Source organism: Lysobacter daejeonensis GH1-9 (assembly GCF_000768355.1).
In the GTDB taxonomy this organism is placed as follows: Bacteria; Pseudomonadota; Gammaproteobacteria; order Xanthomonadales; family Xanthomonadaceae; genus Aerolutibacter; species Aerolutibacter daejeonensis.
Map to the genome: position 1 here is coordinate 77,002 of NZ_AVPU01000011.1, position 23,973 is coordinate 100,974.

17 protein-coding genes and 1 pseudogene are annotated in these 23,973 nt (G+C 69.1%); 9 read left to right on the forward strand and 9 right to left on the reverse strand.

The annotated features are described in order from the left end of the window. Window positions 1–61 precede the first annotated feature (61 nt). From N800_RS08065 to N800_RS08075, 3 genes are all read left to right on the forward strand, one after another. Window positions 62–343 (forward strand): hypothetical protein, encoded by a 282-nt coding sequence (locus tag N800_RS08065; protein ID WP_036136807.1) that lies wholly within the window; start codon window positions 62–64, stop codon window positions 341–343. 101 nt (window positions 344–444) lie between these two features. Next, window positions 445–1,179 (forward strand): hypothetical protein, encoded by a 735-nt coding sequence (locus tag N800_RS08070; RefSeq protein ID WP_036136808.1) that lies wholly within the window; start codon window positions 445–447, stop codon window positions 1,177–1,179. An 8-nt stretch (window positions 1,180–1,187) separates the two neighbouring features. Continuing rightward, complete coding sequence (locus tag N800_RS08075; protein ID WP_036136809.1) at window positions 1,188–1,769, forward strand: type II toxin-antitoxin system VapC family toxin; 582 nt, start codon at window positions 1,188–1,190, stop codon at window positions 1,767–1,769. Between the two features lie 128 nt (window positions 1,770–1,897). Here N800_RS08075 and N800_RS08080 read toward each other — a convergent pair whose 3' ends face one another. The 5 genes from N800_RS08080 to N800_RS08100 form a co-directional block, all read right to left on the reverse strand. Next, a complete protein-coding gene (locus N800_RS08080; protein WP_036136810.1) occupies window positions 1,898–2,800 on the reverse strand; it encodes a DUF4097 family beta strand repeat-containing protein in 903 nt (300 codons plus the stop codon). Window positions 2,801–2,814: 14 nt separating this feature from the next. Further along, entirely contained in the window at window positions 2,815–3,438 is a 624-nt protein-coding gene (locus N800_RS15305; protein WP_052108051.1) for an anti-sigma factor, read from the reverse strand. Continuing rightward, window positions 3,435–4,013 carry an RNA polymerase sigma factor gene (locus N800_RS08090; RefSeq protein WP_036136842.1) on the reverse strand — a complete coding sequence of 193 codons (579 nt, stop codon included), beginning with the start codon at window positions 4,011–4,013 and terminating at the stop codon, window positions 3,435–3,437. Before N800_RS08090 ends, N800_RS15305 begins: the two co-directional genes overlap by 4 nt. A 55-nt stretch (window positions 4,014–4,068) precedes the next feature. Beyond that, window positions 4,069–5,880: a DNA helicase RecQ gene (gene recQ, locus N800_RS08095; protein WP_036136811.1), complete on the reverse strand. Its 1,812-nt coding sequence runs from the start codon at window positions 5,878–5,880 to the stop codon at window positions 4,069–4,071. A 345-nt stretch (window positions 5,881–6,225) separates the two neighbouring features. Then, window positions 6,226–6,777 carry a Dps family protein gene (locus N800_RS08100; protein WP_036136812.1) on the reverse strand — a complete coding sequence of 184 codons (552 nt, stop codon included), beginning with the start codon at window positions 6,775–6,777 and terminating at the stop codon, window positions 6,226–6,228. Window positions 6,778–6,863: 86 nt separating this feature from the next. Here N800_RS08100 and hrpA point away from each other — a divergent pair, with 86 nt between their 5' ends. Then, window positions 6,864–10,931, forward strand: coding sequence for an ATP-dependent RNA helicase HrpA (gene hrpA / locus N800_RS16080; protein ID WP_052108052.1), 4,068 nt, complete (start codon window positions 6,864–6,866; stop codon window positions 10,929–10,931). A 14-nt stretch (window positions 10,932–10,945) separates the two neighbouring features. On the opposite strand, the gene N800_RS08110 is transcribed toward hrpA, so the two are convergent. Both N800_RS08110 and N800_RS08115 read right to left on the reverse strand, forming a co-directional pair. Beyond that, complete coding sequence (locus N800_RS08110) at window positions 10,946–11,395, reverse strand: hypothetical protein (RefSeq protein ID WP_036136813.1); 450 nt, start codon at window positions 11,393–11,395, stop codon at window positions 10,946–10,948. A 25-nt stretch (window positions 11,396–11,420) separates the two neighbouring features. Next, entirely contained in the window at window positions 11,421–11,945 is a 525-nt protein-coding gene (locus N800_RS08115) for a hypothetical protein (RefSeq protein WP_036136814.1), read from the reverse strand. A 69-nt stretch (window positions 11,946–12,014) separates the two neighbouring features. On the opposite strand from N800_RS08115, the gene N800_RS08120 reads away from it, so the two are divergent. Together N800_RS08120 and N800_RS08125 are read left to right on the forward strand one after the other, a co-directional pair. Beyond that, window positions 12,015–14,180 (forward strand): bifunctional (p)ppGpp synthetase/guanosine-3',5'-bis(diphosphate) 3'-pyrophosphohydrolase, encoded by a 2,166-nt coding sequence (locus tag N800_RS08120; RefSeq protein WP_036136816.1) that lies wholly within the window; start codon window positions 12,015–12,017, stop codon window positions 14,178–14,180. Next, entirely contained in the window at window positions 14,173–15,684 is a 1,512-nt protein-coding gene (locus N800_RS08125; RefSeq protein WP_156962916.1) for a hypothetical protein, read from the forward strand. The genes N800_RS08120 and N800_RS08125 overlap by 8 nt, the downstream gene beginning before the upstream one ends. Here N800_RS08125 and N800_RS08130 read toward each other — a convergent pair. Further along, the gene (locus N800_RS08130; protein ID WP_036136817.1) at window positions 15,660–17,777 is read right to left on the reverse strand and encodes a glycosyltransferase; all 2,118 of its coding nucleotides are present in this window, start codon (window positions 17,775–17,777) and stop codon (window positions 15,660–15,662) included. The two genes, N800_RS08125 and N800_RS08130, sit on opposite strands and share 25 nt — an antisense overlap. 113 nt (window positions 17,778–17,890) lie before the next feature. Between N800_RS08130 and mrcB the strand changes: the two genes are divergently transcribed. The 3 genes and pseudogenes from mrcB to tsaB all read left to right on the forward strand — a co-directional run bounded on the left by mrcB (window position 17,891) and on the right by tsaB (window position 23,351). Continuing rightward, window positions 17,891–20,299 carry a penicillin-binding protein 1B gene (gene mrcB / locus N800_RS08135; protein WP_156962917.1) on the forward strand — a complete coding sequence of 803 codons (2,409 nt, stop codon included), beginning with the start codon at window positions 17,891–17,893 and terminating at the stop codon, window positions 20,297–20,299. A gap of 76 nt (window positions 20,300–20,375) precedes the next feature. Further along, a pseudogene (locus N800_RS16585) lies at window positions 20,376–22,514 on the forward strand (ATP-dependent DNA helicase); the annotation flags it as partial. A gap of 138 nt (window positions 22,515–22,652) precedes the next feature. Further along, window positions 22,653–23,351: a tRNA (adenosine(37)-N6)-threonylcarbamoyltransferase complex dimerization subunit type 1 TsaB gene (gene tsaB, locus N800_RS08145; protein ID WP_036136820.1), complete on the forward strand. Its 699-nt coding sequence runs from the start codon at window positions 22,653–22,655 to the stop codon at window positions 23,349–23,351. A 78-nt stretch (window positions 23,352–23,429) separates the two neighbouring features. On the opposite strand, the gene N800_RS08150 is transcribed toward tsaB, so the two are convergent. Continuing rightward, window positions 23,430–23,973: energy transducer TonB (locus N800_RS08150; protein ID WP_036136821.1), on the reverse strand; the 544-nt coding region annotated here is incomplete at its 5' end.

Sequence of the window (23,973 nt, forward strand, 5' to 3'; positions counted from 1 at the left end):
CGTCGCGGCCGGTGAGATCGACTCGGGCCAGCCTCCAACCACCAACCATGGGAGAGACGGCATGCAAAGCTTCGAGAACTGGTGCGCGAAAGAAGGACGCAAGGCGGATCGCGCGCTGTGGGGAGGCGTTGGAGCCGCATTGTTGGGGGCGATGTTCGCCTACCTCTTGGCGAAGCTCATGCATGGGGCGGGGAGCATTGCCGCGCCAGCGCTGTACCAGTTCCGTTGGTTCGCGGTGCTCATGCTTGCGATGGGGAGTGCGATGGTCATCCATGGGTGTTGGACCCATTGGCAGCTCTATCGCGATCCTGTGGGCCTGTTCCAGCGGCGCACGAAGGGCTGAGACTGAAGCGGACTCCCCGGGATTCACGTCCGGTGGCGGGTCGCTAGGGGAATCTTTACACTGCCCCCGGGTCGAATGGGGTGCGTGCTGGACCTACACCGATGAGCGATGACCGTACCGTCACCTTCAAACTGAACGGCAAGCGCCCGGACGATTTCACGATCGAACGGTTGGCGCAGTACCTCAGTGCGCTCGGTGATTTGGTCAGCAGCCCAGGTAAGGTGCGGGTCAAGAAGCTCACGCCGGGGAGCGTGAAGGTCGAGCTCGCAGTTGAGCGCGACCATTACCCTAAGTTCGTCGAACGACTGACTGTCGCAAAGAACCCCGCGCGTGCCCCGGCGACCTTGCGCAAGGTCGTTGCTGATCTGGAAGAGATGGTGACGGCAGACAATGTCACCGCCGAAGTTACTGCTGGCCGGACAAAGCTCCTATTCCTGCACGGCTATGTTCGCGCCACCGGCCCAGTAGTGGGGCCGGTCATACAACGCCATGCGATTCGCGGGCAGGTGATCGGCCTCGAAGGCAAGGACGCGACGAAGCACGTGCGCATCGCGGAGTACGGGACTGGCCGGGAGGTGCGTGGCGAGTTCCGTGACGCAGATCTCGCGGGCCAATTGACCAAGCATCTGTGGAAGGACGTGGTTGAGTTGACCGGTACGGCACGTATGCTCCGGCACCCCGATGGGACCTGGGAGATGAAGGCCTTCCGAGTCGATGGGGTTGAAGAACTCCAGAGCGTCTCGCCCTCGCAGGTGGTGCAGGCACTTCGACAGGCATTCGCGGGCGTCGACATGGGGTCGGACCCCGTCGGGGACGCAAAGAAGATTCGAGGCTGAGGCGCTGCATGAAGGTCGTTCTCGATACCAGCGTTCTGGTTTATCTCGTCGCCCCGAACGCACCGGCTCCGACCGACCCAGCCACTGGAAAGCATGTCGCCCATTGCCAAGAGCGCATCGAGGGGCTCCTTGAAGACCTCGACAAGTCTGGGGTGCAGTTGATCGTCCCGACTCCGGTTCTCTCTGAGCTGCTGATTCGCGCAGGGGACCGGCAGATTGAGGTGCTGGCGGCGCTGGCGAACAAGAAGTCCGTCCAGGTGCTGCCGTTCGATCAGGCCGCGGCCGTCGAGAACGCCGCGCTGCGTCGCACTAGTCTCACCAAGAAGGCTAGGGGTGAGACCAAGAAGGAGGTCAGCTTCGACCTCCAGATCCTCGCCATAGCGCGCGTGGCGGGAGCGAAGATGATCCTGTCGGACGACGAAAACCTGCGGAAGCGGGCGGCGCGAGCAGGCATGGAGGTGCACGGGATCGCTGACCTGGCACTTCCGGAGTCCAAGCGCCAGATCAGCATGTTCATGGACCCGCCGAGCGACGACTCCACGGCGGAATCGGTCGAGACTCCCGATCAGCCGGACGAAGATTCCCCGTGAGCCTCTACCCCAAGGGGTGCGATTGCGTGAGTAGAAAGGTGAGTAGAAAACTCAACGCACGGGAAGGAATGTCCGCTGTATAAGGCTTTCGGCCGATTATTCACGGGCATCACGACCACCATCCCTCCTCACTCCACGATCACCGTGGCATCGCCCGAGAAGCTCTCCACGTTGATGCGGCCTTCGCCTGCGCCATAGCGCTGGGTGAAACTGGCGCCCGGCCCGTGCTTGGGTCGTTGCACCTGGGCGCCGGTCGCGCGCAGGTCGCCGCTGAAGCTTTCGCCAGTAACCGTGGCCGACAGGTCGCGCGGCAGGCTGAGCTTCACCTCGCCGCTCACCGTGTCCATTGCGATCTCGCCACCGCGTGCCAGTGCGGTGTTGACGATCAGGTCGCCGGACACCGAGGAACCACTCAGCTTGCGCACCGGGTTCTCGCGGTTGTTGGTGATGGCGATGTCGCCGGACACGCTGTTGAACTCCACTTCGCCCGCGAAGCGGCCGCGCAGGTTGACGTCGCCGCTCACCGTGTCGACCGACGCGTCGTTGCTGTTGATGGTCAGGTGTTGGTTGCCGCTGACGGTGTTGATGCCGGCCTTCTGCGGCGCACCGACCACGATCACGTCACCGCTCACTGCATCCACCGAGAGCTTGGCGGCGGCGGTGCCCTGCACGTCGACGTCGGCTGAAACCGCGTCGATGTCGAGGCTGGCACGGCGCGGCACGGTCAGGCGCAGCGTGGTGGGCTCGCTGCGGTCGCCGCTCATGCCGTAGCGCTTGGGGTACTTCACGCGCACGGCCAACCTGTTGCGGTTGCCTTCGATGGCCAGGCGTTCGACACCATCGCCCAGGCTGCCTTCGATCTTCACTTCAGGGCGGTCCCAGACGCGCACGTCGATGCGGCCCTTGAGGTTCTCGATCTCGACCTCGCCGGTGGGTGAGAGCGGGCGGGTTTCGTTGATGGGGGTGGCGGCCAGCGCGGGCAGGGTCAGCGACACGGCCAGGGCGAGGGTGGTGAGGGCAAGGCGGGACATGGGAGGTTCCTCCGTCAGGCAAGCGGGAGCCGCATCAGGTCGAGGCGGCGTTGGTAGGTGCGGCGCAACTGCTCCAGCAGCCGCGTGGAATCGGGGGTCTGGCGTAGGGCAGCGAGAATCAGTTCGGCGCTGTTGTCCAGGGTGCGCAGGGTGGGGTTGGCCGCGGCGGCGCTGGGGCGGGTTTCCAGTTCGCGGATGGCGCCTTCGTACTGCAGGCGCAGTGCCTGGGCTTCGGCCAGCGCGAGCGGGGTGTCGGCGGTGATGAGCGCGTTGTTCGTCGCATGTGCGGTGTCGGAGGAAAACGCGCTGTCGGTGACCGCGGCAAAACCGGCGTCGTCGGAGAACGATGAGGATTGCCCCGGCGATGGGCCGCCGTAGCGCAGCAGGCCCAGCGTGCCAACCGCCACCAGTACGCTGGCGGCCAGCGCGACCGGCATGCGCCAGCGCCACGCCGCCATGGCAGCAGGGGGCCGCACGCCCGAGGGCGCGGGGAAGGCGGCGCGGGCGTGCGGCGTCAGCCGCTGGGCGATCCCGGGCCACAGGTCGGCGGCGGGCGCTTCGTCCTGGCGCAGGCCACGGAGTTGCCAGCGCAGTGCATCGGGAAGGTCGTGGGTGTCGTTGTGGGTGTCGTGGTTCATGCAGGTTCTCCCAAACGCGCGCGGAGCAAACCGCGCGCGCGGTGCAGCTGGGCCTTGGAGCTGCCGACGGCCATGCCCAGCTCGGCGGCGATTTCCTCGTGTTTCCAGCCTTCGATGTCGTACAGCACCAGCACCGCGCGGGCGCGCGGCGGCAGGCTGGCTACCGCGCGGCCGAGGTCCATCGACAGCGCGGTCACGTGGCCGGCCGAGTCGGGGTGGCCAAAGGTGTCCAGGGCCTCCTCGTCATCGTCCTCGAGCGGGCGGGTGCGGCGGCTGCGCAGCTCCATCAGCGCGGTGTTGACCGCCAGGCGGTGCAGCCAGGTGGTGAAGGCAGCCTCGAAGCGGAAGGCGGGCAGGGCCTGCCAGGCGCGGACGAAGGCCTCCTGGGTCAGGTCGTCTGCACGTGCCCCGTGGCCGCCGACCAGCCGGATGATCACGCCATGCACCCGGCTGACGTGGCGCCGGTACAGGGCTTCGAAGGCGCCGGTCTCGCCACGCGCCGCTGCTTCGACCAGCGGGCGGTCGTCCTCCACCGCGGCAGGGGCCGGGGTGGTGTCGGTCGATTGGGTGCTCATGGCATTCAGCATGCCAGCATGGATGCGCCCAGGCGCCCGGGGGTTTAAGCCGGGCTCAGGCCGCGTCGAACAATTGCTGCAGCACGGCCTCGCCGTAGCGGTCGAGCTTGCTGCTGCCCACCCCGGCGATGGTCGACAACTCATCCAGGTCGCCCGGGTCGGCTTCGGCAATCGCGCGCAGGGTGCTGTCGTGGAAGATCACGTAGGCCGGCACGTTCTGTTCGCGGGCGGTGGTCGCGCGCCATTCGCGCAGGGAGTTGAATCGGGCGAGGGTGTCCGGGGCGAGGTCGGCCAGCGAGGCGGCCACCGCGTCGCCGGTGCGCCGGCGGCGGTTGGGCCGCGGCGGCTCGCTGCGCAGGCGCACTTCGCGCTCGCCCTTCAGCACCGGGCCGCTGGCGGCGGTGAAGCACAGGGCGCCAAAGCGCTCCACATCCGCTTCGAGGATGCCGTGGGCCACCAATTGGCGGAACACGCTTCGCCAGGTGCGTTCGTCGATGTCGGCGCCCACGCCGAACACGCTGAGGCTGTCGTGGCCGTGCTGGCGCACCTTGTCGGACGCCTCGCCGCGCAGCACGTCGATCAGATGTGCCACGCCGAAGCGCTGGCCCGTGCGATACACGCTCGACAGCGCCTTGCGCGCGGCCTCGGTGCCGTCCCAGCTCTGTGGCGGGTTCAGGCAGTTGTCGCAGTTGCCGCACTGGCCCGGGTGCGCCTCGCCGAACCAGCCAACCAGCGCCTGGTGGCGGCACGCGGTGGACTCGCAATAGCCCAGCAGCGCGTCAAGCTTGCCCAACTCCAGCCGCTTGCGCTCCTCGCTGGCCTCGGACTGCACGATCAGCTGGCGCAGGCTGACCATGTCGCCCAGTCCGTAGCACAGCCACGCCTCCGACGGCCCACCGTCGCGGCCGGCACGGCCGGTCTCCTGGTAGTAGCCCTCGATCGATTTGGGCAGGTCCACGTGGGCCACGAAGCGCACGTCCGGCTTGTCGATGCCCATGCCGAAGGCGATGGTTGCCACCATCACGATGCCGTCTTCCTGCAGGAACCGGCGCTGGTTGGCCGCGCGCGTGGTCGCGTCCATGCCGGCGTGGTAGGGCAGGGCGTTGATCCCGGCGATGACCAGCTGATCGGCCACCTGCTCCACGCGCTTGCGCGAGAAGGCGTAGATCACCCCGCTTTCGCCGCGGTGTTCGGCCAGGAAGTCCAGCAACTGGCGGCGGCCGTCGTCCTTGGTCACCACCCGGTAGCGGATGTTGGGCCGGTCGAAGGAGCTGACGAAGGTCCGCGCCTCCTCCAGTGCCAACCGCTCGATGATCTCGCGGCGGGTGGGGGCGTCAGCGGTGGCAGTCAGCGCGATGCGCGGCACCTCGGGCCAGCGCTCGTGCAGCACGGTCAGCTGGCGGTACTCGGGGCGGAAGTCGTGTCCCCATTGCGACACGCAATGCGCCTCGTCGATGGCGAACAGCGCGATCCGGGCGCGGTCCAGCAAGGCCTGGCAGCGCGGCGTGAGCAGACGCTCCGGCGCCACGTACAGCATGTCCAGTTCACCGGCCAGCAACTGGCGCTCCACTTCGGCGGACGTGGCCGCATCCAGGGTGGAATTGAGCACCGCCGCCCGCACGCCCAGCTGCCGCAGCGATTCCACCTGGTCCTGCATCAGCGCGATCAGCGGCGACACCACGATCCCGCAGCCCTCGCGCAGCAGCGAAGGGATCTGGTAGCACAGCGACTTGCCGCCACCGGTGGGCATCAGCACCAGCGCATCGCCGCCCCCGGCCACGTGGCGCACGATGTCCCCCTGCTCCCCCCTGAACGCGGGGTAGCCAAACACGGTGTTGAGGGTCTGCAGCGCACGATCGTCGGTCATGCGTACAGGGTACCAAGCGGGTCAAGCGCGGCTATCGGTGAATTGCCACTCAGTCTGTAGGAATCACGCTCGGCCCGCCCGGGAGCGCCTTCGCGGAGCTGAGGACTTGGCTTCCTCTCCCCCACCCATCAGCGCTGGGTCAGGAGGATGGGGGTGGCCGGGTTGCGGAAAGCGGGCCATGGGTGAGAGCAGGCCGGTTACGCGGCACTGCCGCGTGGCCTGCTCGAACGCCCGGCGCGCTGCGCCGGGCTGGACCGGCCCGCGGCTCCGACTCCGCGCAGGATGCGCGGACGGAGGGGAGGGGCAACCTGGCCACCGCCGCCCTCCGTCCAACATTCCCAACAATCACTGCAACAACGACCTCAGCATCCACGCATACTTCTCATGCGTCTGCAGCCGCTGCGTCATCAGGTCCACCGTCGGATCATCGCCCGCATCGTCGGCACCCTTCAGCACCTTGCGCGCCGTGCGGCACACCGCCTCGTTGCCCACCACCAGCTGGCGCACCATCTCGCGCCAGTCCGCGGCATCGGACAGCCCCGGCTCTTCCGGGATCGAACTCAGCCGGATGAACTCTTGGTAAGAGCCGGGCGCGTTGAAGCCCAGCGCACGGATGCGCTCGGCCACGTCATCCAGCGCGGTCCACTGTTCGGTGTACTGGGTCTCGAACATCACGTGCAGGGCGTTGAACATCGGCCCGGTGACGTTCCAGTGGAAGTTGTGGGTCTTCAAATACAACGTGAACGCATCCGACAGGAAGGCCGCCAGGCCCTCGGCGATCTTCTTGCGATCACCCCCGCTGATCCCGATATCGATGGCCGGCGCGCTGGAGCCGGGTGCCGGCGAGGCAGCGGGGGTGGTCTTGGACTTGTCCGGTTTGGTCTTGGTCTTGGACATCGCGGTTCTCCTTTCCAGGGCGGATACGGTGACAATAGGCGCTTGGCTTCGCGCAGTGAAATGCTTCTTTTCTCTCGTTTGTATCAATGAATCCTATCGACCCGAATGCTAGCGCCGCGTTACGTCAGGCCCGGCACGCCATCGATGGCGCGCTGAGCCGTGACCGTGGGCGCCTGCACGGGCTCTGGTCGCGGTGGAGCGGCAAGCCCGCGGATGCCAAGGCGCGCGACGCTTTCGTCCAGGCCCTGACGGCGTCGGTGGCGCAGCGCGAGTCGCGTGCCGCCGCCCTGCCAACCGCCCCGGTCGACCCCAGCCTGCCGATCGCCGGCGAGGCCGAGCGGATTGTCGCGCTGATCCGTGAACACCCCGTGGTGGTCATCGCAGGCGAAACCGGCTCGGGAAAGACGACGCAGTTGCCGAAGTTGTGTCTGGCGGCCGGGCGTGGCCAAGCCGGCATGATCGGCTGCACCCAGCCCCGCCGCATCGCCGCACGCGCGGTCGCGCGACGCGTGGCCGAGGAACTGCAGGTCCCACTGGGCGGCGCGGTCGGTTACCAGGTGCGCTTCAACGAGAACGTGGGCGAGTCCACTGCTGTCAAGTTCATGACCGACGGCATCCTGCTGGCCGAGATCCAGTCCGATCGCTGGTTGTCGCGCTACGACACGCTGCTGATCGACGAAGCGCATGAGCGCAGCCTCAACATCGATTTCCTGTTGGGTTACCTGAAGCAACTGCTGCAGAAGCGCCGCGACCTGAAGGTCATCGTCACCTCCGCCACCATCGATACCGAGCGCTTCGCCGCGCACTTCGGCGGCGCGCCGGTGGTGAACGTCGAAGGCCGTGGCTATCCGGTGTCGGTGCGCTACAGGCCGCTGGAGGGCGAATCAGGTGGCGGTCGGCCCGATCACCCTGACCGTCCGACTCCCGCGCCCGCAATTGCAGGTGCTGGAAACCGCGCCCAGGCGGGCAGGCGCACCCGGGGCGATGACGGGCACGATGGCGCACTGACCGTCACCGACGGCATCGTGGCCGCCTGCGACGAGATCACCCGCGAGGATCCGCGCGGCGACGTGCTGGTGTTCCTGGCCGGCGAGCGCGAGATCCGCGACGCGCACCAGGCGCTGGAGCGGCGCAAGTACCGCGAGACCGAAGTGCTGCCGCTGTACGCGCGGCTTTCGGTGCGCGACCAGGACCGGGTGTTCAATCCGGGCGTGAAGCGGCGCATCGTGCTCGCCACCAACGTGGCCGAGACCTCGTTGACCGTGCCGCGCATCCGCTACGTGGTCGACCCGGGCCAGGCACGGGTAAAGCGCTACAGTCCGCGGAACAAGCTGGACCGCCTGCATGTCGAGGACATCAGCCAGGCCAGCGCGGACCAGCGCAAGGGCCGTTGCGGCCGTATCGCCGAGGGCACCTGTTACCGCCTGTACTCGGAAGCGGATTTTGCCTCGCGTCCGCGCTTCACCGACCCGGAAATCCGTCGCGCCGCGCTGGCCGGCGTGATCCTGCGCATGCTGTCGCTGGGGCTGGGCCGGATCGAGGACTTCCCGTTCCTCGAGCCGCCCGATGCGCGCGCGGTCGCCGATGGCTGGCAGCAGCTTTCGGAGCTGGGCGCCGTGGACGAGGCGCGTAAGCTCACCCCCATCGGCAAGCTGATGGCGCGCCTGCCGGTGGACGTGAAGCTGTCGCGCATGCTGGTCGCGGCCAACGCCCACGGTTGCCTGCGAGAGATGCTGGCGATCACCTCCTTCCTCGGCATCCAGGACCCGCGCGAGCGGCCGGCCGACCAGCGTGCGGCGGCGGACAACGCGCATGCCGAGTTTGCCGATCCGCGCTCGGAGTTCGTCGGCATCCTCAGGTTGTGGGATGCCTACCAGGCCGCGCACGAGGAACTGACCCAGTCCAAGCTACGCGCCTGGTGCGAGAAGCACTTCCTCGGTTTCCTGCGCATGCGCGAGTGGCGCGAGCTGCACCGGCAGCTCAAGCTGATGTGCGAGGAACTGGCTTGGCCGGTGCGGGGATTGGCCGCCACAGACGTTGACGTCGATAACGGTCAACTCAGCTTGGCCGGGTACGCCACACTGCATCGCGCGCTCATCGCCGGCTTGCCCACGCAGATCGGCCAACGCGGCGACAAGGGGGTCTACGACGGTCCGCGCGGGCGCAAGTTCCAGTTGTTCCCGGGGTCGCCGCTGGCGCGCAAACCGCCACCGTGGGTGCTGTCGGCCACGTTGCTCGACACCGAGCGCGTGTGGTCGTTGACCAACGCCGCGATCGAACCGGACTGGGCCATCCAGGAGCTGCCGCACCTGCTCTCGCGCCGCCACCACGATCCGCGCTGGGCGCGTTCCCAGGGGCGCGTGGTCGGAAGCGAACAGGTGAGCCTGTTCGGGCTGGTGCTGGCGCCCAAGCGGCCCGTGCACTACGGCGCGCTCTACCCGGAAGAGAGCCGCGAGATCTTCGCCCGCGATGCGCTGGTGACCGGCGAGATCAACACCCGCTGCGCGTTCCTGCCGCGCAACCTGGCCGTGCTGGCCAAGGCGCAGGAGGAAGAAGCCAAGCAGCGCCGCACCGGACTGGTGGTCGATGACGACTGGATGGTGCGCTGGTACCTGGACCGGCTGCCGGCGCACGTGCACAACGCGCAGGCGTTGGACGCGTGGTACGGCAAGCTGGCGCCGGCGGAGAAGGCGGCGCTGGAGTGGTCGCGCGCGGACCTGCTGGTGGGCGATGAAAGCGAGGCATCGCGCTTCCCGCCGTACCTGCCGCTGGGCGGCTCGCGGCTGGCCGTCACCTACCGCTTCGAGCCCGGCGCGCCCGACGACGGCATGACCGTGGCGGTGCCCCTGCACCTGCTCAACGCACTCGACCCCACGCGATTGTCATGGCTGGCCCCCGGCTTCGTCGCCGACAAGGCGACCGCGCTGATCAAATCGCTGCCCAAGGCGCTGCGACGCAACTTCGTGCCGGCACCGGATTTCGCCAAGGCCTTCCACGAGGCGCATGCGGAGTGGAAGCAGGGCGTGCCGCCCGAGGCCGATGCGCTGCCCGGCGCGATGGCCCGTTTCCTGAAGCGCCTGACCGGTGCGGAGGTGGCGGCGCTGGACTTTGACGAGGCCGCGCTGGAGCCGCACCTGCACGCCAACCTGCGCCTGCTCGATCAGGACGGCCGGAAGGTGCTGGCGGAGTCACGCGACCTGGCGGACCTGCGCCAGCGCTTCGGCGAGCGGGCGGCGGCGGCCTTTGCCGCACGCGCGGCCGAAGGACTCGCGCAGCAGGGCCTGACCGCGTTCCCGGAGACGCCGATCCCCGAATCGGTGCCCGGCGCCGGTGGCGTGCCGGCCTACCCGGCGCTGCAGGACGACGGCGAGACCGTGTCGCTGCGCGTGCATGCCGAACAGGCCGTGGCGCGCCGCCTGCACCCGATGGGCGTGCGCCGGCTGTTGTCGATTGCCCTTGCCGACAAGGTCAAGCAGGCGCGCAAGCAACTGCCGGTGTCGCCCAAGACCGGCCTGTTGTACGCGGCGATCGAATCGTCAGGCAGCAAGCCGCTGGGCGATGCCAAGCGCGAGGGTGACCGCCTGCGGATGGACCTGGTCGATGGCGCGCTGGCGTCGCTGATGGCGGAGGGCGCGGGCGACGTCCGCGATGAGGCCGCCTTCGCCGCGTTGCGCGAGCGCATCGGCAAGCAGCTGTTCGCCGAAGCGATGGAGCGTCTGCGCCAGGCGGAAGCCATCCTCTCCGCCGTGGCTGAGGCGCGGACCAAGCTGGAATCCCCGCTCATGGGCTGGGCTAGTGGCAACCTGGACGACATGCGCGCGCACCTGGCCTCGCTGACGCCACCGGGTTTCCTGCGCGACGTTCCGGCTGAGGTACTGCGCGAGTACCCACGTTATCTGAAGGCACTCGCCCTGCGCGGCGAGCGCGCGCTGCGCGATCCCACCCGCGACCAGGCGCGCATGCTGGAGCTCAAACCGTTCGCCGATGCGCTGGCCCATGCCGTGGCGCAGGGCCGCGCCGGCGACCCGGGTTGGCAAGCGCTGCGCTGGGAGCTGGAAGAACTGCGCGTGTCCCTGTTTGCGCAGGAACTTGGGGCCAAGGGCGGGGTGTCGCCGAAGAAACTGGCGACGCGACTGGCGCAACTGGTGGCGTAAGCGCGGCCCGTGGCCTACTTCAACCGGCGGACCTTGGCCTTGACTGGATGGCCGTCCACTTCCATGTACCAGCCGCTGATCACACCCGGGCGGATGGTGACACTGGGGTTGCTGACCGGGCGCACGCTGTAGCTTCCCTCCGTCACCTGCCAGCTGTCGCCGTTGGCCAGGGTGAACACGGTGCCCCTGCTCCAGCCGCGGAACTCGCCGGCAATGCTTGAGCGCACAGGTTCCTGCTCGCGGTCCGGCGCGGTGGCCCGGCGCACGACGGCGGCCTGGTCGTCGCGCAGGAGGCGGTTGAGGGTGGCGAGTTCCTCCGGGCTGAGCCGATGCAAACCCGCGGCCTGGAACTGCTCGGCATTGAAGCGGGTTTCCACCGGCACGTAGGTGCTCTGGGCGCGTGCGGGCAATGCGGTGGCAAGCACGGCCAGCACTAGTGCGGCAAGGGAGCGATACAGGGACATAGGGGTTCCAGTGGCCATCGGGGAGTTACTTGATGCGACGGACCTTGGCACGCGTACCGTACTTGCCCACCTGCATGTACCACGCGTTGCCGACCATGCTCGGAATGATCTTCACCTCAGGTTCGGCCAGACGCACGCCGGCCAGCGTGGCCGCATCCACCTGCTCCCACTCCTGTCCGTTCGCCAGCACGTAACGGCGGCCTTGGCCGAAACCGCGAAATTCGCCGGAGACACGGCTGAGGATGGGCTCGCTGGACCCAAAGTTCAGGAAGCCGCGGCTATCTTCCTCGACTTTCTGCTTGGCCTGCGCGGCGGCCTTCTGGGTTTCCACAACCAAGGTACGGTTAAGCCAGGCATTGAGGTTCGCCAGTTGTTCCGGCGTCAGCCGATCCAGGCCGGCGGCGCGGAATTGCTCCGGAGTCATCTGCTGTTCGATGCGCGACGCGGTCGCCGCTTCCTGCGCGTGGCCGGCCAGCGGCCAAGCCAGGCCCAGTCCGACCAACACCGAAAACACAAGGGCGGGTGCACGCAAGGCGTTGATCGCTGGCATCGGCTGTTCCTCTGGTCGGTTGCGGGCTAGTGTAGTCAAGCTGGAGACTGAAGTTTGAACCGCGACGCGATGAACGCTGTGCCCCTCACCCTCGATCAGCTGCTCGCTTCCGGTGCGTCGTCGGCACTGGCGCCCGCGCTGCGTGCTGCGCTGCGCGACGCCGCAACGCGACCGGGGGCGGAGGTCGATGCGCGGGATCCGGTGGATACCGTGGCCACGATGCTCGATGCGCTCGCCAAGCTGGACGCGGACAGCGATACCGTCGCGGCCGCGCTGCTGCGCAACTACCCAGGCCTGCTGGCCGCGCTGGGGCCGGGCTTCGAGGCCGCCTATCCGGCCATCGCCGTCCTGCTGGAAGGTCAGGCGGCCGCCGCCCACGTCCGCGCGCTCCACGCCGAGCGCGCCCGGGGTGGCGGCGGTGGCAGCGAAGGCCTCCGTCGCCTGTTGCTGGCCATCGTCCGTGACCTGCGGGTGGTGTCGATCCTGCTGGCACGGCAGCTGGCCCGCATGCGTTCCGCCGACCGCCTGCCCGAGGACGAGCGTCGCGCGCTGGCTGCGCTGACCCGCGACATCCATGCGCCGTTGGCCAACCGCCTGGGCATCTGGCAGCTCAAGTGGGAACTCGAGGACCTCGCGTTCCGCCACCTCGAGCCGCAGACCTACCAGCGCATCGCGCGCCTGCTCGACGAGAAACGCACCGACCGCGAGCGCTACATCGAGGACGTGATTGGCACCCTGCGCGAGGCGATGGCCGCGCAGGGCATCCGTGCCGACATCGCGGGCCGGCCCAAGCACATCTACAGCATCTGGAAGAAGATGCAGCGCAAGGACGTGCCCATCGGTGAGCTTTACGACCTGCGCGCGGTGCGGGTGATGGTCGATGACGTGGCCGCCTGTTACGCCGCGCTGGGCGTGGTGCATGCCACCTGGACGCCGATTCCCAGCGAGTTCGACGATTACGTCGCGCGACCCAAGAGCAACGACTACCGTTCGCTGCACACCGCGGTCATCGGCCCGGAAGGCAAGACACTGGAGGTGCAGATCCGCACCTATGACATGCACCGGCAGGCCGAACTGGGCGTGGCCGCGCACTGGAAGTACAAGGAGGCCGGCAGCCAGGCGGCCGATGCGGCGTTCGACCGCAAGATCGCGTGGATGCGGCGCCTGCTGGACGCCTCCGGCGACAACGGCCGCGACGGCGATGCCCAGTTGGCCGGCGCGCTCGATACCGAGCTGGTCGAGGACCGTGTCTACGTCATCACTCCCAAGGGCGAGGTGATCGACCTGCCATCGGGCGCCACGCCGCTGGATTTCGCCTACCACGTGCACACCGAAGTGGGGCACCGTTGCCGGGGTGCCAAGGTGGATGGGCGCATCGTGCCGCTGGACCATGTGCTGCGCAGCGGTGATCGCGTTGAAATACTGACGGGCAAGGTGGCCGAACCCCGGCGCGACTGGCTGGTCGCATCCAACGGCTTCCTCGCCAGCGGTCGTTCACGCGAGAAGGTGCGTAGCTGGTTCCACAAACTCGACAAGGCCCGCAACGAGCACGCCGGGCGCGAACTGCTGGACAAGGAGCTGCGCCGGCTCGGCCTGCTTGGCGCCGACCTGGCGCCTGCCCGCGAGCGCTTCAACCTCGCCAGCGACAGCGACTTGCTGGTGCAGGTGGCGCTGGGCGACCTCGGTCCGCATCAGGTGGGCCGGGTCTTGCTGGAGCACGAGCGGGCGCTGGCGCAGCCCGTGGTGCCAGCGCCGACGGTGATGGTGTCCCGTCGCAAGGCCGCTCCCAGCCGCAGCGACTTCACCGTCGAGGGAGTGGGCAACTTGCTGGTACAGCTGGCCCGATGCTGCCAGCCGGTGCCCGGCGAGCCGATTGCCGGTTACCTGACCCGGGGTCGCGGCGTCAGCGTGCACCGCCCGGACTGCGCCGCGTTCCAGCGATTGGCCAGCCGGGAGCCGCAACGCGTGCTGCCGGTGGAGTGGGGACGCGCGGGCAGCCAGTACGAGGTGGATGTCGAGGTGGCGGCGCTGGATCGCAAATGGCTGTTGAAGGAAGTCAGCAACGTCATCGCGCAGGAGGACGCGCACGTGACCAGCATCAACAGTGAGCACGAGCGCAACGGCGCGCGCGTGCGCCTGCTGTTGCGGCTACGCGTCCGCGACTATGGCCAGCTGTCCACGGTACTGGGCAAGCTGGCGGCGCTGCCGGGCGTGGAGCATGCGCGGCGTGGCTGATCCTCGCGCGCGGTGGCGCACCTCGCCCCATCGTTGGTGGCTTGCGCAGCCGGCGGTGAAGTGGGGGGCATTCGCGGCGGCGCTTCTGGTGGCCTTGCTGGTGTTGCGGCAGCCCCTGTCGGACTGGCTGTGGCCGGAAACGCGCATCCAGTCCCTGCGCTCAAGCGCCGAACAGGCCCTCGCGCAAGGCCGGCTCACCGCACCGGATGGCACCGGCGCACGCGAACTGTTCGAAGCCGCATTGGCATTGGACCCGGATCGTCCAGCGGCGCGCGAAGGGCTGGCACGGGTGGGTGCCGCCGCGCTGGCCCGTGCGGATGCGGCGATTCGAGGGGGGGAGTATCCCGCGGCACGGGACCACATCGCTTTGGCGCGGAGCCTCGGCCTGCCCCGGGCGCGGATCGATGCGGCCGAGCAGGCGCTGCGCCAGCGCGAGGTTGCCGCTGCCGGCATTGGTCCGCGTCTGCAGGCTGCCAGCGCAGCGCGGTCGGCGGGGCGGCTGCACGGTGGGCCCGATTCGGCGCTGGTGCACTATGCCGCCGTGCTGGAGCTGCAGCCGGGCAATACCGAAGCGCTGGAAGGCCGGGATGACGTCATTGCCGACATGTTGGGCGAAGCGCGCCGCGGGCTGGCGCGCGGCGAACTCGAGGCCGCTGCCACTCTGATCCGTGAAGCCCGCGAGTTCGATCCGGCGCATGCGGACCTGCCGGCCTCACTGGGTGCCTTGAACCAGGCATTGGAAACGACCCGCGAGCGCGCGGAGCGCGACCTGCGCAACAATCGCCTGACGCGTGCCCTGACCGGTTTCGACCGGGTGCTGGCGGTGCAGGCGGATGACGAGGGCGCCCGCGCTGGTCGCCGTGAAGTGGGTGTGCAACTGCTGCAACGCAGCGAGCGTTTCGCGGCTGACTTCCGCTTCGCCGAGGCGGAGACCGCGCTGGCCGTGGCCGCCGATGTGCTGGGTGTCGACGGCGATGTCGCCGAGGCGCGCGCGCACATCACCCGTGCGCGCCGCTCGCAGGCGCAACTCGCAACCGGTGCGCTGACCCCGCAGCGCCAGCGTCGCCTGCAGCAGTTGCTGGCGGAGGCCGCCGCCGCCGAGGCGCGCGGCAACCTGCTTTTGCCGCCGGGTGACAGCGCTTTCGACAAGGTGCGTGCGGCCCGCGCGATTGCTCCCAACGACCGCCGGGTCAAGGCCGCATCGGCGAGGTTGGTGCCCGCCGCCCGGCGTTGCTTCGACAACGCGATGCGCGAAAACCGGCTGGTTACCGCCACGGCCTGCCTGGACGCCAGTCGTGTGCTGGAGCCGGGCGGGGCGGGGCTGTCGGCCGCGCGCACGCGCCTGGCCCAGCGCTGGATCGCGGTGGGCAACGAGCGGTTGGGTGCCGGCGAGCTGGCGACTGCCCGCCGCGCGCTCGATGCGGCGACGACGCTGGACCCCGGCGTGGCCGGCGCGACGGAGCTTTCCGATCGGTTGCGTCAGGCCTCGGCGGCAGGGCCCTGAGTCCGCAACAGGCGCTGAACCACGGCGCGACCTGCGTCGAGCGAGAAGTGCTTGGCCACGTTGTCGCGGCCGTTCGACGCCAGCCGCGACCACAGGGCCGGGTCGCGGTAGGCCCGCAAAACGGCCGCGACGAAATCCTCAGGCGCGTTGGCGACGAGCACGTCTTCGCCGTCTTGCAGGTGCATGCCTTCGACGGCACATGAGGTGGCCACCACTGGCTGGCCATGCGCCATGCTCAGATTGACCTTGCCCTTCACGCCCGCGCCAAAGCGCAGCGGTGCCACGGCAACCCGTGCTCCAGCCATGTATGGCTCGATATCAGGCACGTGGCCATGCACGCGGATGCCCGGTCGTCCGGCCAGCGCCTGGATTCCCGGCGGCACATCGTCGCCAATGCAGTGGAAGACCATGTCGGGCTCGGCAGCATGCAACCGCGGCCAGACCTCATCCGCGAACCACTGCACCGCATCGACATTCGGGGGATGGCGGAAGCCGCCGACGAACACCACGTCCTTGCGCTGGTCGAAAGGCAATCCCGGGTCCTTGAGTTCGTGCAGGTTGGAAAGCACCTCCACGCGCGCCTGCGGCGCCTCTTCGGCCAACAACGCGCGCTCGGCTTCGCTCACCACCAGCGTCACGTCGCTGCGGTTGATCAGGTCCAGTTCGCTGCGGCGGGTACGCTCGGCCGCCCTGAGCAGAGCGGCGTCGCCACGCATCTGGGCGCCGCGGCGCTCGCGCAGGTAGTGCAGGTCAACCGTGTCGAATACCACCTTGGCCTGTGGCGCGAAACGGCCCAGCAGGGGCAACAGCTCGCCGAGCACATAGTGGCGGCTGACAACGACGGTTTCAAAGCGGCGGCCGTGCGCGCGCAGCCAAGCGGGAAAACCGCCAACAAATGGCGCAAACCAGACTTCCACGCCGAGTTGCTGCAGTTCGCGAGTGTAGTCGCCATCTCTCGACAGGTTGGCAGGCACGAATACCACTCCCTTGCCCTCCTGCAGCAACATGCGCATGAGGTTGACGCTGCGCAGTGAGCCAGAATCTCGATCTGGCCGCGGCGTCAATGCATCAATGACCAGCACCATTCCAGCGTAGCGATGGTCGGTCAAGCTGGGCGGCGTTGCCGCTGCATCCGGGTGTGTCGACAGTGATTTGTCCCAGCGCTCGCGGAACAGTGCTTGATTGCGGACCTGGTATTGCTTCACGCCGGTGCGCGTGTCCACGCCGGTGGTGGCTCCCTCGACGTGCACTACGCGAGCGCCTGGTTGTATCCGTACCTGCCACCCAGAGCGGCGCACCTGCATGGCTAGATCGGTGTCCTCATAGAATGCAGGAGCGTAGCGGGTGTCAAAACCGCCCAACTCTCGGAACAACGTTGCGGGAATTGCGACCGCCGCGCCAGAACAGTAGTCAACCCGTTTGACGAAGGCGTGCAAAGGTGCGTCGGTGTCCTCGTTCCGCCCCAACTTTTCGGCCGAGCCATCGGCACGGATAGCCGCCCCCGACTCCTGGAGGCGTCCATCGGGGTACAGCAACTGCGCGCCAACCAGCCCGCTGTCGGGATGAGTACCGAAAGTGCCCAGCAACGCTTCCAGCCAGCCCGGCTGCGGCACGGTGTCGTTGTTGAGGAACACCAGCACCTCGCCGCGCGCCAATCCAGCGCCGTCATTGCAGGCGGCAATGAACCCGCCATTGGTCGCGCGTCGGTGGTAGCGCAGTCCCTCCACCTGCGGCAGCAATGTCGAGGTCTCGTCGGACGAGCCGTCGTCCACCACGATCAGCTCGATGGCCACCGCCGGCGGATGCTCGGCCAGGGCACGCAGGCAACGCAGCGTATGCTCGAACTGGTTGAACACCGGAATAACGAGGCTTGCGCGGGGCGCGGCATCGGACGGCACGGCAAAGGGCGCAAACGCCATGGGCGCCGGCATGTAGAGCGACGGCCGCTGCGACACCGGCACCCGCTGGAACTGCCTCAGCACCCGGTGCCAGGACGCTCGCAGGCCCCGGGTCCGCAGGCTGGTCACTCCGCGGTGGAACAGGCCCGTTGCCCGGTTGAACAGGAACCGGAGTTCGGCCGGCGACATCGGCATGCTGAAGGGACTCCCACCGTACGGTTGCTGCGACAGCCGCACCCCGCGGGGGCGGCTGGGCGGCTGGGTTAGACTCGACGCCACCAGGGCGACGCCCTCCATTCTCCCATGCCGTGGCCCAGATCGATTACGACGAAGACGACACCCTCGACGATTCCGCATCCGCCCAGTGGCGCCGCCGCATCGTCACGTGGACCTTGGCGGCCATCGGTCTCGGTCTGGGCTTCCTCATTCCCTATTCGCTGTACCTGAACCATGAGGTAGGCCAGCGCTTTGGCCAGTTGCGCTGGCAGATCCCGACGCGCGTCTACGCCCGTCCGCTGGAGCTCGCCCCGGGCCTGGCCCTGGACGCCAGCACGCTGAAGACGGAACTGGACGCCGCCGCGTACCGCGAGGGCGATGGCACCCGCGAGGGCAGCTACCGCCGCGAGGGCGGGCGTTGGCGCATCTCCAGCCGCGGCTTCAACGACGTGGATGGCGCCGTCCCCGCGCGTCGCCTGGAAGTCGTGCTGTCCGGCGGGCGCGTGGCCAGCGTCCGCGACGCGGCCAGCAAGAAGGCCCTGCGCCGCGCGCGCCTGGACCCCGCGCGCATCGCCACGCTTTACGGCCAGAAGCAGGAAGAACGCCGCCTGGTCCGCATCGACGAGGTGCCGGAGCTGCTGGTGACGGGCCTGCAGGCGGTGGAGGATCGCGACTTCAACCACCACATCGGCATCGACTTCAGCGGCATGTTGCGCGCCGTGTTCAAGACGGCAACCGGCAGCAAGCAGGGCGCCAGCACCTTGACCCAGCAGCTGGCGCGCAGTGGTCTGCTCGGCATCGGCCGCGAACAGACCCTGCAGCGCAAGGGCAAGGAAATCCTTTACGCGTTGCTGATCGAGGCACGGTACGACAAGCGCACGATCCTCGAGGCCTATCTCAACCAGGTCTACCTCGGCCAGCGCGGTAGCCAGGCCATCCATGGCGTGGCTGCGGCTGCCGAGTTCTGGTTCGGCCGCGACCTGCGCGACCTCAGCACCGAACAGATCGCGCTGCTGGTGGGTATCGTCAAGGGCCCCTCGGCCTATGATCCGCGGCGCAACCCGGAAGCCGCGCTCAAGCGGCGCAATTTCGCCTTGGGCGAGTTCCACGAAACCGGACTCATCGACGATGCCGAATACCAGCGGGCGTTGAAGGCGCCGCTGGGCGTAACCACCAACCCGCGCGCGATCGCCGCCAACCGCTTTCCGGCCTATGTCGACCTGGTGCGTCGCCAGCTCGCCCGCGACTATCCCGAAGACGCCCTGGCCGGTGCCGGTCTTAGCGTGATGAGCGGCATGGCGCCGTCGGCGCAGGCCAATGCCGAAGGTGCCGTGGCGCGCACCCTGAAGAGCCTGGCCCACCGCACGCGCCCGACGCTGGAGGCCGGCGTGGTGGTGACCGACGTGCACAACGGCGAAGTGGTGGCCGTCGTTGGCGCGCGCGAATTCTCCGAGCATGGTTTCAACCGTGCGGTCGAGGCGCAGCGTCCCGTGGGCTCGCTGCTCAAGCCGTTTGTGTACCTGTTGGCGCTGGCTCAGCCGGAGCGCTTCTCGCTGGCCAGCTGGGTCGACGACTCCCCGGTGACCGTCAACCTGGGGCAGGGCAAGACCTGGAGCCCCGGCAACTCGGATGGCCGCAGCCACGGCTCCGTGCGCCTGATCGACGCGCTCGCGCAGTCCTACAACCAGGCCATGGTGCGCGTGGGCATGCAGGTGGCCCCCGAGCGCATCGCCGACCTGATCCGCACGCTCGCGGGCATCGAAGCCGAGCCCAACCCCGCGCTGATCCTCGGTGCGGTGGACCAGAGCCCGTACGCGATGGCGCAGCTGTACCAGTTCCTGGCCTCCGGCGGCGAGATCCAGCCGCTGCACGCCGTGCGCGGCGTGCTGGATGCCAACGGCAAGGCGCTCAACCGCTACGACAAGGCGCCCGCGCCGGCGCAGGAGGGTGACGCGATCGCCGCGCGCCTGATCACCATCGCGCTGCAGCAGGCGGTATCCAGCGGCACGGGCCGGCAGCTGATGAACGACGGTCTCGGCCGCCTGTCGCCCGCGGGCAAGACCGGCACCAGCAACGACGGTCGCGACAGCTGGTTCGCCGGCTGGACCGGTGACCACCTGGCGGTGATCTGGGTGGGCAACGACCAGAACAAGACCACCGGTCTGTACGGCGCCACTGGGGCGATGCGGGTGTGGTCGGCACTGTTTGCGCGCCTGCCCACCGCACCGCTGGAAGTCGGCGACAAGGGTCTGGACTGGCAGTGGGTAATCAATTCCAACACCACCGACGCCGGGTGCGCGGGTGCGCGTCGTTTCGCCTTCGTCGCCGGCTTCGCGCCTGCCTACGCTCCGTGCCCTGCGCCGCAGCCCGAGCTGCCGGAGGAGGGCGCGCAAGGCGAAGACAGCGGCGGTGGCTGGCGCGACTGGTTCGGCATCGGCCAACGCCGCGAGGAACCCGACCCCGCCAAGCGCGTGCCGGAGGCACCCGTTGAAGGGCAATGAGGCACACGTACGGTAATCGCATCACAGGGGCGGGACGGCCGTGTGTCGCCCGCCCTGCGCCAGGGACCCGGCACCGATGAACAGCAGTCGATTGGGCGTGGCCAGCCGCGCCGCCCTCAGCGAGGGCGGCGATCTCGCCCGTGCGCTGCCCGCGTTCGCGCCGCGCCCGGCGCAGCAGGATCTGTCGGCGGCCATTGCAGACGCCTTCGAAGGCCGCGGCGTGTTGCTGGCCGAGGCGGGCACGGGAACCGGCAAAACCTTCGCTTATCTGGTGCCCGCGATCCTGTCGGGTCACAAGACCATCATTTCCACCGGTACCCGGGCCCTGCAGGACCAGCTGTACCACCGTGACCTGCCGCGGGTGCGCGACGCGCTGGGCAAGGGCCTCAAGACCGCGCTGCTCAAGGGCCGAGCCAATTACCTGTGCCATTACCGGTTGCAGCAGGCCAAGGGTGAAGGGCGCTTCGCCACGCGGGAGCATGCCGCGCAGTTCCAGCGCATCGTGGCGTGGGCCGGGCGCACGCGCATGGGCGACCTCGCCGAGATGGACGGTATCGCCGAGGACTCGCTGCTGTGGCCGATGGTCACCAGCACTGCAGAAAACTGCCTCGGCAGCGAATGCCCGTTCTTCTCGGAATGTTTCGTCGTGCAGGCGCGCCAGCGGGCGCAGGCGGCCGACATCGTGGTGGTCAACCACCACCTGCTGCTCGCCGACCTGGCGCTCAAGCAGGAGGGTTTCGGCGAGATCCTGCCCGGCGCCCAGGCCTTTGTCGTGGACGAGGCGCACCAGTTGCCCGACCTCGCCGCGCAGTTCTTCGGTGAATCGCTGAGCGCGCGGCCGCTGGTGGAACTGGCGCGTGATGCGGTCAGCGAATGCAAAACCTCCCCCGGTACCCTTGCCGTAGTGCAGGAGCCGGCACGCGCGCTGGAGCATGCCGTGCGCGGCCTGCGCGCCGCCATGGATGACCTGCCGGTGCGCGCCACCCGCCGTCGCGCGGCCGAGTTGCCCGCGGTCGAGGATGCGCTGGCAGCACTGGAACGCGCGCTGGCTACTTTGCACGCCGCGTTGCTGCCCGTGCGCGAGAGTGCGCCGGGCCTGGACAGTTGCACCGCGCGCGCCAAGGAGTTCGAACTGCGGCTGCAGCGCTGGCGTGCGCTTGCCTCCGACGTGGAGGACGAAGCCGACCCCTTCGCCGCCGATTTTGCCGACGTCGATGCCGAGCGCGTGGTGGATGCGAACGCCCGGTTGCCCGCGGGCGCGGACATGACCTCCGGGGCGGTCGAAGGCCTGGACGCTTCGTCGCCGGCACGCGCCGTCACGGCGCCTGCCGATGCGGACGCCAGTAACACCGGTGCCGACATCGATTCCGCTGCCGACAGCGACGCCGACAGCGTCCGCTGGTACGAACTCACCGCCAAGGGTTTCCGCCTGACGCGCACCCCGCTGGACGTGGCGGGGCCGCTGGCCAAGCACCGCGCCCAGTCACAGGCCGCGTGGGTGTTCACTTCCGCCACCCTGGCCATCGGCGGCCGCTTCGAGCACTTCGCCATCAAGCTCGGCCTGAGTGCGTCGCGCACGCCGACGTTGCTCGCACCCAGCCCGTTCGACTGGCCACGGCAGGCCCTGTGCTACCTGCCGCGGGGCCTGCCCGACCCGATGGCGCGCACCTACAGTGAGGCGGTCGTCGCGGCCATCCGGCCCGTGCTGGAGGCGTCGCATGGCCGCGCCTTCGTCCTCTTCGCCTCGCACCGTGCACTGCGCGAGGTTGCCGAATTGCTGCGGGATGGCCCGTGGCCGTTGTTCGTGCAGGGCGAGGCGCCGCGCGGCGTGCTGCTGGAGCGGTTCCGCGAATCCGGCAATGGTGTGCTGCTGGGTGCCGCCAGCTTTCGCGAGGGCGTGGACGTCGCCGGCGATGCGCTCAGCGTGGTGGTGATCGACAAGTTGCCGTTTGGCGCGCCCGACGACCCGGTGTTCGAGGCGCGGCTGGAGGCGGTACGCCGTCGCGGCGGCAACCCCTTCCGCGACGAGCAGTTGCCGCAGGCGGTGATCGCGCTCAAACAGGGTGCCGGCCGCCTGATCCGCAGCGAGACCGACCGCGGCGTGCTGGTGCTGTGCGACCCGCGCATCCTGGGTCGCAGCTATGGCCGGCTGTTCCTCGACTCGCTGCCGCCGCTGCCGCGCACCCGCAATGCCGAGGACGTGGCGGCCTTCTTCGCCCAGCCCGAACCGTCGTTGTTCGAGGCGGAGTAGCCGGCGCTGGCAACGGGCCGGCGGCGGGCGCAGGTAGAATGCCGCCATGACCGGCACCTGCCATCGCCCCCTCAGACCACGGCGCGAAGCCGCACCCCCCGCATGAAGCTGCTCGCCTTCGAACTGGCCACCGAAGCCTGCTCGGTGGCGGTGTGGGTGGACGGCGAGGTGCACGAGCGCTTCGAGGTCGCGCCACGCCGCCATGCCGAACTGGCGCTGCCGTGGGCCGGTGAGCTGCTGGCCGACGCCGGACTTGCCCGCACCCAGCTCGACGCCATCGCCCTGGGGCGCGGCCCCGGGGCGTTCACCGGCGTACGGCTCGCCATCGCGATCGCGCAGGGCGTGGCGTTGGCATTGGACCGCCCCATCGTCCCCATCTCGACCCTTGCCGCTCTGGCGATGCAGGCCTCGGGGCCGCGGGTGTTGGCCGCGATCGACGCGCGCATGGGCGAGGTCTACACCGGCGCGTTCGAGCGCCGTGATGGCGATGCGGTGGCCTGTTCGGCCGAAGCGGTCGGTGACCCGGCTGCCTTCGAACTCGAGGGTGGCGCTGCGGATTGGCAGGGCGTCGGCACCGGATTCGCGGCGGTGGACGGTGCCCTGCGGCAGCGCCTGGCCGGGCGTCTGCTCAGCGTCGATGCGGCCGCGCTGCCACGGGCCGGCGACATCGCCCGACTGGCGGTGCTGGCCTGCGCCCGCGGCGAGGCGGTAGCCCCGGAACGGGTCGAACCGGCGTATCTGCGCAACAACGTCGCCCTGACCATCGCCGAGCAGCAGGCACTGCGCCAAGCCAGGAAGTGACGGGCTCGTCGCCCGCGCCAACCGGTGTCCGGACTGGCGGGGCGTTCCCGGCCCGGCGCTGCCGTGCCTGCCGCAGGGTCAGTCGTCGATCAGCTCGCCGCCCGGCAGGAACAGCCAGGTGCGGGTGACATGCAGGATGTCGGGGTCTTCCTCGGTCTTCGGCAGCGGCGGATAGGGCTCGGCCAGCCGCGCGATGCGCAGCGCGGAGGCATCCAGCAACGGCACGCCGCTGCTCTGCACGATCTCGGCCCGCTCGACCGTACCGCTGCGGCGGATCGCCACGCTGATCACCACCTGCCCGGAGAGCCGGCGGCGACGCGCTTCGTCGGGATAGTTGAGGTTGCCGACGCGCTCGACGCGCTTGACCCATTCGCTCAGGTACCCCGCCCAGGCGTATTCCTGGGTGCTGGCCGAGACGAACTTGCGCTTGGGCCGCTTGGCGTAGCGCTCCGAGCGCAGGTGGATTTCCGCAGCCAACCGCGCCATCGCCATGTCGCGTTCCACCTTCTCCGGGCCGCGCGGCAACGGGGTGGCGGTCGGCGTCGGGGTGGCGCGCGGGGTTGGCGTGGCCGCCTCGCCAGCGCTGCTGCTCACCACGCGTTCGCGCGGGGCGGGCTGCGGG

Coding starts and splice junctions, on each gene's coding strand:
- N800_RS08065 (WP_036136807.1), top strand. CDS start 62: ATGCAAAGCTTCGAGAACTGGTGCGCGAAAGAAGGACGCAAGGCGGAT.
- N800_RS08070 (WP_036136808.1), top strand. CDS start 445: ATGAGCGATGACCGTACCGTCACCTTCAAACTGAACGGCAAGCGCCCG.
- N800_RS08075 (WP_036136809.1), top strand. CDS start 1,188: ATGAAGGTCGTTCTCGATACCAGCGTTCTGGTTTATCTCGTCGCCCCG.
- N800_RS08080 (WP_036136810.1), bottom strand. CDS start 2,800: ATGTCCCGCCTTGCCCTCACCACCCTCGCCCTGGCCGTGTCGCTGACC.
- N800_RS15305 (WP_052108051.1), bottom strand. CDS start 3,438: ATGAACCACGACACCCACAACGACACCCACGACCTTCCCGATGCACTG.
- N800_RS08090 (WP_036136842.1), bottom strand. CDS start 4,013: ATGAGCACCCAATCGACCGACACCACCCCGGCCCCTGCCGCGGTGGAG.
- recQ (WP_036136811.1), bottom strand. CDS start 5,880: ATGACCGACGATCGTGCGCTGCAGACCCTCAACACCGTGTTTGGCTAC.
- N800_RS08100 (WP_036136812.1), bottom strand. CDS start 6,777: ATGTCCAAGACCAAGACCAAACCGGACAAGTCCAAGACCACCCCCGCT.
- hrpA (WP_052108052.1), top strand. CDS start 6,864: ATGAATCCTATCGACCCGAATGCTAGCGCCGCGTTACGTCAGGCCCGG.
- N800_RS08110 (WP_036136813.1), bottom strand. CDS start 11,395: ATGTCCCTGTATCGCTCCCTTGCCGCACTAGTGCTGGCCGTGCTTGCC.
- N800_RS08115 (WP_036136814.1), bottom strand. CDS start 11,945: ATGCCAGCGATCAACGCCTTGCGTGCACCCGCCCTTGTGTTTTCGGTG.
- N800_RS08120 (WP_036136816.1), top strand. CDS start 12,015: ATGAACGCTGTGCCCCTCACCCTCGATCAGCTGCTCGCTTCCGGTGCG.
- N800_RS08130 (WP_036136817.1), bottom strand. CDS start 17,777: ATGCCGATGTCGCCGGCCGAACTCCGGTTCCTGTTCAACCGGGCAACG.
- tsaB (WP_036136820.1), top strand. CDS start 22,653: ATGAAGCTGCTCGCCTTCGAACTGGCCACCGAAGCCTGCTCGGTGGCG.